At 38.9% G+C, this 15,126-nt stretch carries 13 protein-coding genes and 1 other annotated feature (1 of these 14 only partly in view); of the genes, 8 read left to right on the top strand and 5 right to left on the bottom strand.

Annotation, left to right across the window (positions count from 1 at the left end; translation table 11 throughout):
* Window positions 1-34 precede the first annotated feature (34 nt).
* Complete coding sequence (locus tag CYK55_RS12770; protein ID WP_019723027.1) at window positions 35-502, bottom strand: Rrf2 family transcriptional regulator; 468 nt, start codon at window positions 500-502, stop codon at window positions 35-37.
* Window positions 503-623: 121 nt separating this feature from the next.
* Here CYK55_RS12770 and CYK55_RS12765 point away from each other — a divergent pair, with 121 nt between their 5' ends.
* Both CYK55_RS12765 and CYK55_RS12760 read left to right on the top strand, forming a co-directional pair.
* Window positions 624-1,469, top strand: a complete 846-nt coding sequence (locus CYK55_RS12765) for an SDR family oxidoreductase (protein ID WP_034688639.1) — start codon at window positions 624-626, stop codon at window positions 1,467-1,469.
* Between the two features lie 331 nt (window positions 1,470-1,800).
* Complete coding sequence (locus tag CYK55_RS12760; protein ID WP_126134386.1) at window positions 1,801-2,961, top strand: glycoside hydrolase family 73 protein; 1,161 nt, start codon at window positions 1,801-1,803, stop codon at window positions 2,959-2,961.
* Window positions 2,962-3,028: 67 nt separating this feature from the next.
* Here the strand turns inward: CYK55_RS12760 and CYK55_RS12755 are convergent, their stop codons facing one another.
* Both CYK55_RS12755 and CYK55_RS12750 read right to left on the bottom strand, forming a co-directional pair.
* A complete protein-coding gene (locus tag CYK55_RS12755; RefSeq protein WP_126134385.1) occupies window positions 3,029-5,923 on the bottom strand; it encodes a glucosaminidase domain-containing protein in 2,895 nt (964 codons plus the stop codon).
* A gap of 152 nt (window positions 5,924-6,075) precedes the next feature.
* Entirely contained in the window at window positions 6,076-6,519 is a 444-nt protein-coding gene (locus CYK55_RS12750) for a hypothetical protein (protein ID WP_164546252.1), read from the bottom strand.
* Between the two features lie 216 nt (window positions 6,520-6,735).
* Here CYK55_RS12750 and CYK55_RS12745 point away from each other — a divergent pair, with 216 nt between their 5' ends.
* Together CYK55_RS12745 and CYK55_RS12740 are read left to right on the top strand one after the other, a co-directional pair.
* Window positions 6,736-7,176: a DUF2798 domain-containing protein gene (locus CYK55_RS12745; protein ID WP_019723030.1), complete on the top strand. Its 441-nt coding sequence runs from the start codon at window positions 6,736-6,738 to the stop codon at window positions 7,174-7,176.
* Window positions 7,177-7,260: 84 nt separating this feature from the next.
* On the top strand, window positions 7,261-7,569 hold the full coding sequence (locus CYK55_RS12740; protein WP_034688677.1) for a hypothetical protein: 309 nt from the start codon (window positions 7,261-7,263) through the stop codon (window positions 7,567-7,569).
* A gap of 180 nt (window positions 7,570-7,749) precedes the next feature.
* On the opposite strand, the gene CYK55_RS12735 is transcribed toward CYK55_RS12740, so the two are convergent.
* Window positions 7,750-8,997: a glutamate-5-semialdehyde dehydrogenase gene (locus tag CYK55_RS12735; protein ID WP_034688634.1), complete on the bottom strand. Its 1,248-nt coding sequence runs from the start codon at window positions 8,995-8,997 to the stop codon at window positions 7,750-7,752.
* Window positions 8,997-9,800, bottom strand: a complete 804-nt coding sequence (proB, locus tag CYK55_RS12730; protein WP_034688632.1) for a glutamate 5-kinase — start codon at window positions 9,798-9,800, stop codon at window positions 8,997-8,999. Before proB ends, CYK55_RS12735 begins: the two co-directional genes overlap by 1 nt.
* A gap of 215 nt (window positions 9,801-10,015) precedes the next feature.
* On the opposite strand from proB, the gene CYK55_RS12725 reads away from it, so the two are divergent.
* The 4 genes from CYK55_RS12725 (at window position 10,016) to gltX (ending at window position 14,941) form a co-directional block, all read left to right on the top strand.
* Entirely contained in the window at window positions 10,016-10,543 is a 528-nt protein-coding gene (locus tag CYK55_RS12725; RefSeq protein WP_034688630.1) for a dUTP diphosphatase, read from the top strand.
* 65 nt (window positions 10,544-10,608) lie between these two features.
* Window positions 10,609-11,979 carry a DNA repair protein RadA gene (gene radA / locus CYK55_RS12720; protein ID WP_019723034.1) on the top strand — a complete coding sequence of 457 codons (1,371 nt, stop codon included), beginning with the start codon at window positions 10,609-10,611 and terminating at the stop codon, window positions 11,977-11,979.
* 26 nt (window positions 11,980-12,005) lie between these two features.
* Complete coding sequence (locus CYK55_RS12715) at window positions 12,006-13,154, top strand: PIN/TRAM domain-containing protein (RefSeq protein WP_019723035.1); 1,149 nt, start codon at window positions 12,006-12,008, stop codon at window positions 13,152-13,154.
* A gap of 326 nt (window positions 13,155-13,480) precedes the next feature.
* A complete protein-coding gene (gene gltX / locus CYK55_RS12710; RefSeq protein WP_010734061.1) occupies window positions 13,481-14,941 on the top strand; it encodes a glutamate--tRNA ligase in 1,461 nt (486 codons plus the stop codon).
* Window positions 14,938-15,126: a binding site (T-box leader), on the top strand (it continues 43 nt past the right edge of the window). Its footprint overlaps the gene before it by 4 nt.

Below are 15,126 nucleotides of genomic sequence, written 5' to 3'. Positions count from 1 at the left end.
TAGATAACTAAAAGTGACTCTGATTTACATCAAATTAAAGAAATTTTTCCACGAGCGGCTGGTTTTCTGGACGTTTTTCTTTTTCTGATAATGCAATCTGTTTAATGAGTCCATCTAAAGTGATTACTGCCATTTCTTCTTCCACTTTTTTTTGTAATCGAGAATAAGTTGCAGCCAAGACTTCTTGGATATTAGCGCCTACCACGCAATTCGGATTTGTTTTTGGATCTACTTGGATCAAATTCGTGTTGCCTTCAATACTTCGATAAATTTCCAATAAATTGATATTTTCGGGAGCTTTCGCAAGTACGGGTGTTGGTTTCCCGCTTGTTGTATGGATAAGATCTGCTTTTTTTAATTGACTCATGATTTTTCGAACATTTGTTGGATTCGTTTCAATGCTACTTGCAATCATGTCGCTTGAAAGTAAATCAGTTCCTTGAAATATGTGGATATAAGCTAAGATGTGGATCGCATCGCTTAATTGTAGAGAATATTTCATTAAAATCCATCCTTTCAACTTGATTTCTTGACTTATCTTAGCATACTCTTTATGATAATGGTGTATTTTAAAAATGTACAGCTATATGAACAAAAATAATTAATCAATAGGGAGTGGGAATATGACTTATTTAGTAACAGGAGCAACTGGAGGATTTGGACACTACGCTTTAGAAGAATTAAAGAAACTGGTTCCCTTGGAGGAAATCTATGTCCTTGCTCGTAATGAAGAAAAGGCACAGAAATTAATTGAAGCAGGTCTTCAAGTTCGTATCGGCGATTATGCTGATCGTGAGACGATGATACAGGTGCTACAAGGCATCGATCGTCTATTATTTGTATCAGGTGTACCGGGAAACCGACAAGCTGAACATCAACATGTTGTAGAAGCAGCAAAAGAAACAGGGGTTTCTTTTATTGCCTATACTAGTTTTGCGGATGCAGATCATTCGACTAGTATCTTGGCTCCAGACCATCAATTTACAGAAAAAATCATCAAAGAATCGGGTATTAAACATACCTTTTTACGAAATAACTGGTACTTAGAAAATGAGATGCCATTGATTGGCGTAGCATTGAAAACTGGTCAGTTTGTTTATGCAGCTGGCGAAGGGAAAACCGGTTGGGCGTTAAAGAGAGAGTATGCAGAAGTAGCTGCAAAAGTATTAGCAGGAATGGATTATCCTGAGGTCTTAGAATTATCTGGAAAACCAATCACCTATCAAGCCTTGGCAGAACAAGTTGCTAAAGTAAGTGGGAAATCTTTAGATATCCTTTCGTTGGCTCCAGGTGAATTTACAGACAAACTAACAGCGTCGGGATTTTCTCAAGGTGGTGCAGAAATGACGACTGCAATCCAAAATGATATTCGTAATAATCAGTTAGATGTAACTTCTGATGATTTTGAAAAAGTATTAGGACGCGAATTGACTTCGATAGAGGATGGGTTAAGGGAATTAGGTATCTAAATTAAGGACTAGTTTTTTCCACCAAATTTAATAGGAATGTTACTCTTAGAGCGCGCGTATGGGTTTGGAAATAGTAGATGTATTTCTAAACTATGCCGGCAAGCCTCTAAGAGTTTTTTATTTTTTGATTTGAGCCAATAATCATCGACTTCAAAAAATAGAAAGTTACAAAATGGCATAAAGACTCCTCTAAATCTTAAGAATTTATATACTGAAAAATGTTGAAATCTATGTATAATTAAAAAGTGTATGATGTTTAAAGAGAGTGTATATTTCTGTTATCATATGCAACACATTAAATTATTTTATTTTTAAGAATAAAGGAGAAGTAATGAAAGCAAAAAATTTATTATTTAGTGCAATTGTTCTGAGTAGTCTTGTGACTACCAACTTTACTGTATTTGCAGAAGAAGTAGGGATAAATAATTCTGTTGAAACCACCGTTTCGACACAAGCTGACGATGTGACAGAACAGCCTACGGAAAATGTGGAAAAAACTGAATCTATTACGAATCCTCTGACAAATGGGGAAGAACTAACACACACACATCAAGCGGATTTATCACAATTTGAAAATCCTGGCATAGCAGCATTTTCAGCACGTGGTTCTTCAAATGCGCAACAAGCGTTCATTGATAGCATTGCTGCAAGTGCACAGACCTTAGCAAGCGCGAATGACTTATATGCTTCAGTTATGATCGCTCAAGCGATTGTTGAAAGTGGCTGGGGGAAAAGTACGCTAGCTTCAGCACCTAATTACAATTTATTTGGAATAAAGGGAAGTTATAATGGGCAATCCGTGACAATGCCAACTTCTGAGTTTGTAAATGGGCAATGGATCACTGTAAATGCTGCTTTTCGTAAATATCCTTCGTACGCAGAATCTTTACAGGATAATGTAACTGTTCTTAAAACAACTTCGTTCCAATCAGGTGTGTATTATTACTCAGGTGCTTGGAAAAGTAATACCTCTTCGTACAAAGATGCCACAGCATGGTTAACAGGGCGTTACGCGACAGCACCAAACTATGGTTCAACATTGAATAATATTATTGAGACCTATAATTTGACACAATATGATACGCCAGACTCTAGTTCTTCACCGATGTATCGCTTATATAATAAAAGTACAGGGCAACATTTATACACATTAAATGCGGGAGAGAAAAACTATTTATCAACAGTTGGTTGGAAATACGAAGGAATTGCATGGCAAGCACCAAATAGTGGTCAACCAGTGTATCGTCTGTATAATCCAAATAATGGGGATCATCATTATACAATGGCTCAGTCAGAAATCAACTTCCTTACCCCACTAGGCTGGAGATATGAAGGGCTAAGTTTTTATTCTGGAGGTTCTAAACCAATTTATCGACTATTTAACCCAAATGAAACTATCGGAACACATCATTACACATTAAGTTCAGTAGAAAGAGATTCTTTGACACCATTAGGGTGGAGATATGAAGGAATTGGCTTTTATGCGAATTAATCAATAAAAAATATCTACTTGGCATTTTCAAACAATGCCAGGTAGATATTTTGTATAAAAGATCAGATCAATCAAACTGATCCAAACGCCAACGTTCAATGATGTTGTTCAATTTTGTGCCATAATTTGGATCAGTTGCATATGTTCCAGTTAAGGCTTGGGTCGCATCTCGATAAGAACGTGTATTAACTTTCCAAGTTCCACGATAGCGAACAGGATCCCAAGGTACGCCGTATTTTAATTTTACAGCATTGTCGATGAAAGATTCATCGGTACTTTGATAGACACGGAATTTCGAATTAACAGGTATCGTGATCCCATTGACAACTTCATTTGAGACATGCCAAACGTACTCATATTTTCCTTCATCTTCCCCATCTTTGAACTTCATTCCAAAGAAATTGTTCGCATTGCGTGCCAAGAAGCTTGTACCATAGCCGGTTTCTAAAATTGCTTGAGCAAGCATGACAGAAGTGTATAATCCGTATGCTGGAGCAACTCGATTTGCACTTTGTGTAATAGAATTGACAAATCTTCCTTCTGGTGTTGAAGTGTCAATTTGACCTAATATAGTCAGTTGATTTGCTTGGTAACCTGCTGGTTTTCGATCATTTTCTACAATCGTGACTTCAATTGCTTCGACAGGCAGACTCATTCCAACTGAGCCTGCCTTTTGACCATTTGAAGCCCAACCTAACCAACCGCGTGAACGGACGAATGAACGATAGTAAATATCGTATTTTTCAGATAATTCACCTGTTAATTGAAAAGAGAAGGCCTGGAGTGCACGACTATGTCCGACCGAACCTGATATTGCTCCATTCTCAACAGGATTCGTCCATCCACTTGATGAAATGTGTGAATCATATCTAATTCCACCAGAGTAATCACTTTGTTCTAATTGTGCACGAATTGCTTCAAATTGACGCCCTTGATTCGCATGATTGATTGAATTACTTAGACCATTGCGATTGACCCAACCAATACCAGACACATGACCATCAAAGGAAACCTTAGGTGGGGCAATTCGAAAGGCACGAGCTGTTTGACCTGGGGGAGCTTGCCCTTTTTCGACTAGTTTTATTTGTAAGCCCTCTGCACGATATGAGTAACCTTGTGTGCCAGCTGATTCTCCATTTTTTGCCCAGTCTAACCAGCCGAAGTGTTGGGAATGGACACGGTAATAAATATCATAGTGGTGACTGATATCACCGGTCAAATTAATTCGGACAGCTTGTAATGCTAAGCTTTGTCCAACGGTCCCTGAAGTTTGTCCTTCCTGAATCCATGAAGTTTCCCAACCACGATGTGCCAGGTGGGATTGGTAAACGATACCACCTTCATAACTGTTTTCCGTTAATTTTAATTGAAGTGCCTGTAAGCTAAGTCCTTGTCCGACCGTTCCAACTTGTGTCTCGGCTGTTTGTTCTGGTAGCCATCCTTTAGAGGCTACGTGAGCGTTCGCTAAGACAGAAGGAGTTTTTTCAACATAAGATTCACCCGTTGGTGGCCCAGTTTGCTCTTTGGGTAGCAGACGTATTTCGATTGCTTCAATACGATAACTGTACCCCAATGTACCAGCACTATTTCCATTTTCTGCCCAAGGTAACCAACCTAGATTTTGAGCATGGATTCGGTAATAAATATTGTAATGTGTTGCAAGTTCGTCTGTCAGTCGTATCCTGATTCCTTCAATCTGACGACCTTGTCCTTCTGTTCCTGATATCCCTCCATTTGATACCCAATTTTGCCAACCATGATTTTCAATATAGGAAGTATATTCGATTGATCCAGAAAAGGCAGAAGAGAGATTGACATGTAACGCTTCAATACGTAATCCTTGTCCTTCTGTTCCAGAAATTTCCCCATTCGAAGATTCAGGAAGCCAACCTTGCCCGCGTACATGCGTGGAATAATTTATAGATGCTCTTTGGACGTAAGAATCTCCAAGTTCAGGACCTTGTTGGGAGCGGCTAATTAATTGAATTTCGATAGCTTCGATTCGGAAACCAAAGCTGGATGTTCCAGAAGGATTTCCATTTTTTGCCCAGGGTAGCCAACCAAGTTTTTGAACATGAACTCGGTAATAAAGGTTATAATTTTCAGCCAATTCTCCTGTGAGCCGCATATTAATTCCTTCGATTTGAAGACCTTGCCCCTCCGTTCCTGATATTGCTCCATTTGATACCCAGTCTTGCCAGCCAGTTCCTTCAACATAGGAACTATACTCAATCGAGCCAGAAAGGGAAGAAGTAAGATTGGCACGTATTGCTTCAATGCGTAGTCCTTGTCCTTCTGTACCAGACAACTCACCATTTTTTGAGGTGGGCATCCACCCATGTCCACGCACATGTGTTGAGTAACTAATTGAAGTTTCTGTTCTTCTTTCGCTAGGTGAATGATTTGTATCATTGACACTACTATTCGAAGGTATAGTAGGTGTAATATTTTCTTTTTCAGTTGTGTCTGGATCACCTTGTCCTAATTTGTTGAAGTCGTTCTGATCAACATACCCCACCACAACATTGTCATGGGATATTTTATAAAATGAACGATTATTGATTTGTATTTGTTGATTTACTTCATAAAGTGTTTCAAGATCAGCTTGCATTGCAGATTTTTCAAGCCATGCATCATCTAAAGTGGAATAAATTTTTGCATGATTTTCTGTTAATTTTCCTTTTTCAGAAAGGTTTATTATTTTAGAAGCATGATAAGTTAAATTTTCTGCACAAATCCAACCGGACTGCGTAGCACTTTCGACAAAAAAGTATGTTTCCTGATTGGATAATACGATTTTTCGACTCAAAAGAATGTTTCCAGAGAATACTTTTTCATTAGGTTGTTGATTAAATGTATCAGTTAGTGATTGTTGTTGCACACTCCCATATTGATCAGTCAATTCCTCTATTTCTCGAATAGTGGTTTTTTCTGTGACCTGCGGATAATACTCTTGGATCAAAGCAAATAAACTATCTTCATTGATCGCTAAAGTTGGATCAATTGAAAGAATATCTGTGAGATTCTCGAGTGAGAGTTGATAAGTTTTAAACTGTTGTGCAAGATAATAAGCTAAAGTTTGTTTGGTTTGTGAGACATCTCCAGTGTAGACAGCTAACTGGATCGTGGATGAATCAGTAGTTCGGGGTTAGGGACTTGCACATCCGTGGAATTGATTTCATAGATTGTGTTTCCACTAATGTAGCTGTGTGTTGTTTTTTTGTTTTCCTCATCTTCAATAAATGTTTGTTGCATAGTTTCAGTCGCTGATAAGTTGATTCGTTTCGGTTTACTGACACCATCCTTATAGCTTTCTCCTATTAATTGGGGAGTTCCTATTATAGTTGGTGTGTCAGTGCTAGGTGGGGGTATCTCTTCATTGGTGGTTGAAATGGTAGTTGGAGATATTACATTCGTTGTTTTTTCGTCGGTGATTGAACTTGAGGTGGTTTCGGTTTGCTGATTATTGGTTGTTACTGTTTCTGCTAAAGCAATACATGGCGACAATAATGCGTTTAATAACATTATCGATGCAAGCAAAATCCTTACTTTCATCAAATATCCTCCTAATTATAATCTTTTCTTTATTTAATTGATAAGAAAATGTTATTTTTATTTCGGTGTTACTAATATTATTCTATCGTAAATCTAATTATTTTCCAATATATTTTCTAAATTAAGTCAAGAAATGTAGCTCAATGAAAAAATAAAATAAAAACTTACGAAAAAATTTCATTTATGCTATGCTGTTTTTCATGAAAAGGAGTGATTGAAGTGCCAACAAACAAAAAAGAAGGAATTATTTTTACAACGATGATGTGTTTCCTGATGGTTTTAGGGATGAGTATCTATAATCTATGGTTACATAATGCATTACATGTATCAAACTTATTCGTAGGCCTTATACCAGGATTTATCGTGGCATTTATCTTAGATGTTTTTATCGTAGGAGTAGTAGCGAAAAAGATTGCTTTCAAATTACCTATAAATAAACAAAATAAAATGCAAATGATCCTCACGATTTCATGTCTCATGGTTTTAGGTATGGTGACATGTATGTCATTATTCGGTATTGTTATTGAACAAGGGATCCCAGAACAATTTCTTTCTGCCTATCTTACAGCTTGGAAAATGAATGTGATCATGGCGTTGCCGTTACAGTTATTATTTGTCGGTCCAGTTTCACGTGCAGTTTTGGCGACGATCCAAAAATAAATAAAGAAGTCTCTATGTTGTCGCTAGCAACTTTCAGTTAGATAAGCTAAAATGCAAGCAAGACATAAATGTGAGGCTTAGATGATGATCGAAGAATATTTTAAAGAGGTAGGTTTGACGATGGTCGAACTACCTGTTGAATGGGTAGATGAACAGTTGATTTATCGGGGGTTGATCAAGGAGCTACCGACGATCAATGCGGAGGCTAATTCAAGGGCAAAAATACAACAACAGTTAGCAGAGACCTACCGAATCTATCGTGAACAACTTCTTCTTGAATCGGAAGAGGAAAAAGAAACTACCACAAATCTGACGAGTGAACAATTATTGCGCTATTACGATGGAGAAACGTTTGATGGCTTTTCTTTATTTGATCAATTAACGGAAGAATAGTCTATCAAGGGAGAATGTACTAATAGTATTCACTCTTTAGAAACAAGACGACATCCACGAAATTTATTTTAAAATTTTGTGGATGTCGTCTTATTTTTTTCTTTTAATAAAGAATAATCTGATTTTTACGTAACTTTATTATGAAAGACAACTCGCACATAAAATGTTTCCCGTGAAACATTATTTACGAATTTGTCCATCTCCATAGATGATGTATTTCGTCGTTGTTAACTCATTTAGCCCCATTGGACCTCTAGCGTGGAGTTTTTGTGTAGAAATACCGATTTCTGCACCGAAGCCAAATACTGCACCATCAGTGAAGCGAGTGGAAGCATTGACGTAAACAGCAGCTGCATCAACTTCATTTAAAAAGCGTTGGCTTGCTGTATAACTGTCCGTCACGATAGCTTCGGAATGTTGTGTATTGTGACGGTTGATATGTTCGATTGCTTCGTCCAAAGAATCAACGATCTTAACCGATAAAATATAATCCAAATATTCTGTATCCCAATCGGTTTCATCTGCTAAGGTTGCGGTCTCTAAATAATCTAACGCGCGAGCATCTGCATGTAGAGAGACACCATGTTCAACCAGTGCTTGCTCAATAGATGGCAAGAAGAAAGGCGCGATCTCTGAATGGATCAGCAAAGTCTCGGCAGCGTTACAGACAGAAGGGCGAGATGTTTTGGCGTTCACAATGATATCCACTGCCATGGCTAATTGTGCTTCTTTATCGATATAGATATGGTTGTTGCCGGTACCCGTTTCAATGATTGGTACAGTGGCTTGCTCTTTCACACGTTTGATCAACGAAGCACCACCTCGAGGAATCAATACGTCTAAATAATCCGTTAATCGCATCAATTCTGCAGCGGTCTCATGAGAGGTATCATCCACGAATTGGATCGCGTAAGGCGAAACTTCAGCATGTTCCAATGTTTCTTGAAGCAATTCAACCAACAGTTGATTGGAGTAGAAGGCTTCTTTTCCACCTCGTAAAATCACTGCATTTCCTGATTTAAATGAGAGACTGGCCGCGTCAGTTGTCACATTCGGGCGTGATTCGTAGATCATGCCGATGACACCTAGAGGGACACGTTTCTTGCCAATCAACAAACCATCTTCGTTTTGCCACATGTGATCGACTTTTCCGATTGGATCGTCTAGTTGCGCCACTTTAATGATTTCTTCCGCCATTGTATGGATACGTTCTGGTGTTAGCCGTAAACGATCTTGCATTGTTTCGCTAATATTATTTTCTGTCGCTTGATCTAAGTCTTTTTGATTGGCTTCAAGAATGGCTAGTTGATTTCTCTTGATTGTTTGTGCCATTTGCAACAATAAGTCATTTTTTTGTTTAGTCGGCATCAAAGCAAGTTCTCGTGCGCCTTTTTTTGCTTGTTTCCCAAGTAGGTTAAGATCAGTCATTATAAAACCTCCTTAAATAATGTTCCGATTTCTTTTCCAGCTAAAATATCAAAAATGATGGCTGGATTTTTTCCGTTTGCTAAGATCATCGGACGATTTGCTTCAAAGATCCTTAAAGCTGCTTTTAGTTTGCTTGCCATTCCACCAGTTCCGTAGGCACTACCAGCACCACCTGCTTGAGCCATCAGTTCATCATCGATCGCGGTAACTGTTTGATACATTTCAGCATCAGGATTGATGGTTGGATTATCCGAATAAAAACCGTCGATATCTGAAAGAATGATGAGTAGATCAGCGACAATCAGTTTGGTAACGATCGCAGATAACTGATCGTTGTCGCCAAATTTGGTGGGATGATCTAATTCATCAACTGCGACGGTGTCATTTTCATTGACGATCGGAATGGTTCCCATTGCTAGTAGCTGTTCTAATGTATTGACAACATTTTTTCGGCTTTCAGGGTAATCGATAACATCTCGCGTCACTAAGATTTGGGCCGTTTGTTGACCATACACACTGAACCGTTGATTATAGATATTCATCAATTCAGCTTGTCCAATTGCTGCAATCGCCTGTTGTGCGGGGATCGTAGTAGGACGTTTTGTTAGATTCATCTTGTGCATCCCAACACCTACTGCACCGGAAGAGACTAAGACGATTTCTTTCCCCTGATTACGAAGGTCAGAGAGAACAAAAGCGAGTTGATCGATCGCGCCCAAATTGATGTTGCCATTTGGGTAGATCAACGTGCTTGTTCCTACTTTTATAATAATTCGTTTTGCTTCTATTATTTCTTTTCGCATGGAGCACCTCAACTAATCTTTTTTACACAGAAATGATTTTGCTCTATTCTACTTGTTTTCAATCATAAAGTCATGTTTTAATAAACTTTTTTTTCAAAAAATCAATAAATTTGTTTCTTAAGTAGAGAAAGGAATTTCATGAAGAATTCGTTAACTTTGGGTATTCAGTCGCTTGGTATGTTAAAATAGAACTAGTTTACTCTGGGAGGGATTCGGTGAATAAAAGAGGTTTTGAAGTAATTACACGTTATCAGGATCAACAGATCCAATTGCCGCAAAGAGCGACTCATCACGCTGCCGGTTATGATTTTGAAGCAGCAGAAGATGTGGTGATTCCAAGTGTTTGGAAAGCCGGGTTCAAGCAAGGACTAACAGCTGTATCAGATGCGCTGATCTCTGAAATGTCAGCAGAGGAAAAGAAAATCAAACCCGTTTTAGTGCCTACAGGAATCAAAGCGTATATGGGTGAGGATGAGTTCTTACAATTAGCTAATCGTTCGAGCAATCCATTAAAACGTTTTTTGATTTTGACTAATGGTGTCGGCGTGATCGACAGTGACTATTATAATAACGAAGCAAATGAAGGGCATATCATGTTCCAATTCACGAATTTTGGTTTCAAAGATGTAGTGATCAAAAAAGGGGAAAGAATTGGGCAAGGAATCTTCCTACCGTTCTTAAAAGCGGACCAAGATCAAACCGCTAATGCTCGTCAAGGTGGATTTGGTTCATCCGACCAATAAGTAAAGTAGATTTAAGTTATCTTTAATTCAAGAAAAGTAAAATGAAAGACAGGTGGTACACCGAAATGGCCAAAAAAGCAAAAGTTCAATTTGTTTGTCAGAATTGTGGCTATGTGTCGCCTAAATTTTTAGGACGTTGCCCAAATTGTGGCAAATGGAATACCATGGTTGAAGAAATCGAACAAGATACAACGGACCGCAGAGTACGAACGAGTTTGACTGGAGAAAAAGCCAAGCCAACAAAAATCGCTGAGGTGGTTCCTAAGAAAGAACCACGAGTAAAGACGAAGTTAGAAGAATTGAACCGTGTTTTAGGTGGTGGTGTGGTTCCTGGCTCGATGGTTTTGATCGGTGGCGATCCTGGTATCGGAAAATCCACCTTACTCTTGCAAGTATCACAGCAACTGGCTGCTATTGGTGGAAAAGTCCTTTACGTATCGGGAGAAGAGAGTGCGGACCAAATCAAGTTGCGTGCAGAACGACTAGGTTCGATCGACACAGAGTTTTACTTGTATGCAGAGACAGATATGAATGAAATCAGTCGAGCCATCGAACAAATTTCACCTGATTATGTCATCATCGATTCGATCCAAACAATGACTCAACCTGATATTACGAGTGTTGCTGGGAGTGTTAGTCAAGTGCGAGAAACCACAGCTGAGCTATTGAAAATCGCAAAAACAAACGGTATTGCTATCTTTATAGTAGGTCATGTCACGAAAGAAGGCTCGATTGCAGGTCCGCGCATGTTAGAGCACATGGTTGATACGGTCTTGTATTTTGAAGGTGAGCAACATCATAGTTTTCGCATTTTGCGTGCCGTCAAAAATCGTTTTGGTTCCACCAATGAGATCGGTATTTTTGAGATGCACGCCCATGGCCTTGAAGAAGTAGCCAATCCTTCACAGATTTTCTTAGAAGAACGATTGGATGGGGCGACAGGTTCAGCGATCGTTGTCGCCATGGAGGGTACACGCCCAATCTTGGTTGAGATCCAAGCCTTAGTCACGCCCACGATGTTCGGAAATGCCAAACGAACAACGACTGGTCTAGACTTTAATCGGGTGTCATTGATCATGGCAGTCTTAGAAAAACGGGCAGGATTATTGTTGCAAAATCAAGATGCTTACTTAAAAGCAGCTGGTGGGGTAAAATTAAATGAACCTGCGATCGATTTAGCGATTGCAGTCAGTATTGCGTCTAGTTACAAAGAAAAAGGAACGCAACCAACGGAGTGTTTTATTGGAGAAATCGGTCTGACTGGTGAAATCAGAAGAGTCAACCAAATTGAACAACGAGTCAAAGAAGTACAAAAATTAGGTTTTACAAAAGTATATTTACCTAAAAATAATTTAGGTGGTTGGAATATTCCAGAGGGTATCGAAGTCGTAGGTGTTGCTACACTTGATGAAACTCTTAGACGAGTATTTCGCTAAAATCAAAATGAAATGGAGGAAACAGGATGCAAAAACGTGTCATCACCTTACTGATGATCATCGTTGGTGCCAGCTTAGGGATTTCTTTTTTACCTACAGCTTGGCAGGCGATCGGTCAACAGACGAATGGATGGCTGAATAACACCTTTACCAATAGCTTGTTAGGTGCACTTATTTTCTTTCTATTATCTTTGCTATTGGCAAAACATATAACAGCAGTCATCAAGCAAATCGAAGAAAAATTAAGTGAGGTCAGCTTGACGTATCTCTTATTTGGCGCAATCGGTGCAATTATTGGCCTAACGTTGGGGGTTGTGATCTCAACGCCACTTTACAATATTGAAATACCTTTTGTGAACAGTGTTTTACCCATCTTATTGATGGTGATCCTTGGCTATTTGGGCTTGCGAATGGGAACGACCCGCATCGAAGAATGGAAGAAAATATTTGGACCTAGAAGCAAAAAGGTGGAGCAAGAAACACCTAGTCAGGTGGAAAGTCAGTTATTAGAACGCAAATTAGATGATCATTTTCATAAATATAAAATTTTAGACACAAGCGTCATTATTGATGGACGTATTTACGATATTACAAAAACAGGATTTCTAGAAGGAACGTTGATGATTCCCAATTTTGTCCTATATGAATTACAATATATCGCTGATTCTGGTGATAGCTTGAAGCGGGTACGTGGGCGTCGCGGACTAGATATTTTGAACGCGTTACAAAAAGAAGAAGGTATTTCAGTTGAGATGTATGACGGTGACTTTGAAGACATCAGCGAAGTAGATAGTAAGCTGATCAAATTGGCAAAACTACTGGATGGCGTCATTGTGACAAATGACTACAATCTAAATAAAGTATCTGAGTTTCAAAATGTACCTGTTCTCAATATCAATGCACTTGCTAACGCAGTGAAGCCAGTTGTTATCCCCGGTGAGAACATGAATGTATTAGTAGTTAAAGCTGGTACCGAACGTCAACAAGGAGTTGCCTATCTAGATGATGGCACAATGGTGGTCGTGGAAGATGGGCAACATTACATGAATGAACGGATCGAAGTCGTGGTAACGAGTGCACTACAAACAGCTGCCGGACGAATGATCTTTGCAAAACCTGCTCATGCGGGTAGAGGAATCGACAATAAGCGTGAAAATGAGAAAAAAGCGAAATAAAAACGCAATATGGTAAATATGAGGCAGTTAGACATCGTAAGATTTTTTAGAGAGATGGTTTTTGCTTCCTCAGTTGTAGGTGGAGTAGGCGAGGATTGAAAAGTAGGTCAAGCTATTTTTTCGATTCCCGCCTTCTTACGTAGATTTGAATGACTTTTTCATAATCTCTTTACTATTTAACGTATAAAAGGTAAAATTTGTGCTGAGTAGCTTTAAATTTCAACATTTATCGCTAAAGGAGATCCAACCCAAAACAATCTGATAAGATATTGTATTGTCAGTTGTTTTTGGCGTCTCAAAGTCTAGTTTGAAAGAAGAGGAAGAAAATGACGAAAGTACGCGTACGTTATGCACCAAGTCCAACAGGGCATTTGCATATTGGGAATGCACGAACTGCATTATTCAATTATTTATTTGCCCGTCACAATGATGGAGATTTCATTATCCGCATTGAGGACACTGACCAAAAACGAAATATTGAAGATGGCGAAAAAAGCCAATTAGAGAATCTTGCATGGTTAGGGATGGAATGGGATGAATCACCTGAAAATCCAGGTGAATACGGTCCTTACCGTCAATCTGAAAGAAAAGAAATCTACCAACCATGGATCGATCAGTTATTAGCAAGTAATCGTGCTTACAAATGCTATTGTTCAGAAGAAGAATTAGAAGCAGAACGTGAAGCGCAACGTGCGCGTGGCGAAATGCCTCATTACGCTGGGACTTGTGCGAACTTGTCACCTGAAGAACAAGCGAAAAAAGAAGCAGAAGGCATTGTACCAGTGATTCGTTTCCGTGTGCCGCGCAATACAGAATATGCGTTTACCGACATGGTCAAAGGAGATATCACCTTTGAATCAGATAATATCGGTGGGGATTATGTCATCCAAAAACGCGATGGTATGCCAACCTATAACTTTGCAGTAGCTGTTGACGATCATTTAATGAAGATCACTCACGTATTACGTGGGGATGATCATATTGCGAATACACCAAAACAATTAATGATCTATGAAGCATTTGGTTGGACTGCGCCAACATTTGGGCATATGACCTTGATCATCAATTCTGAAACGGGCAAAAAATTAAGTAAACGTGATGAATCGATTTTACAATTTATCGAACAATACCGTGAATTAGGCTACCTACCAGAAGCGATGTTCAATTTTATTGCTTTACTAGGCTGGTCGCCTGTCGGTGAAGATGAATTGTTCAGTCAAGAAGAATTGATCAAAATGTTTGATCCACAGCGCTTGAGCAAATCACCAGCAGCATTTGACGCGAAAAAATTACAATGGGTGAACAACCATTACATCAAAGAAATGGATCTAGATGCATTGACAGAAATGTGTTTACCCTATTTGATCGCTGATGGTCGTGTGCAAGAAAATCCAGATGCACAAACAATCGAATGGGTGAAAAAAATTGTGCGTCTGTACCAACCACAAATGAGTTATGCAGCGGAAATCGTTGAGGTATCAACATTATTCTTTAACGAACACCCTGTATTAGATGAAGCAGCCAAAGAAGTATTAGCGGGTGAAACGGTTCCGACTGTGTTGAAAGCTTTCAAAGAACAACTTACTCAAATGGAAGTTGTAGATGCACCAACAGTCAAAGCAGCAATCAAAGCAGTACAAAAAGAAACAGGGGTAAAAGGAAAGAACCTGTTTATGCCGATCCGTGTCGCTGTTTCAGGACAAATGCATGGACCTGAATTACCAGAAACAATCGAATTGTTAGGGAAAGAAAAATCTTTAGCACATTTAAATCAAGTATTGAACTAAACACGATGAACAGAAAGAAGTAAAAAAAGAATGATTTCAAGAGAGTCAACGGGTGGTGTAAGTTGTCAATTGTTCTTTTTTGAAATGCCTCTGGGAGTGGTCTTGGCGAAGGGGATTGATCAATATCAATCCTTGAAAGTAGCGAAGAACGAATAGCAGACGTTACCTGTTAGAGATAATCATTT

The sequence above is a fragment of the Enterococcus mundtii genome (assembly GCF_003957375.1).
In the GTDB taxonomy this organism is placed as follows: Bacteria; Bacillota; Bacilli; order Lactobacillales; family Enterococcaceae; genus Enterococcus_B; species Enterococcus_B spodopteracolus.
The sequence above is the reverse complement of the archived record's forward strand: the minus strand, read 5'-3'. Positions and strand labels throughout refer to the sequence as shown.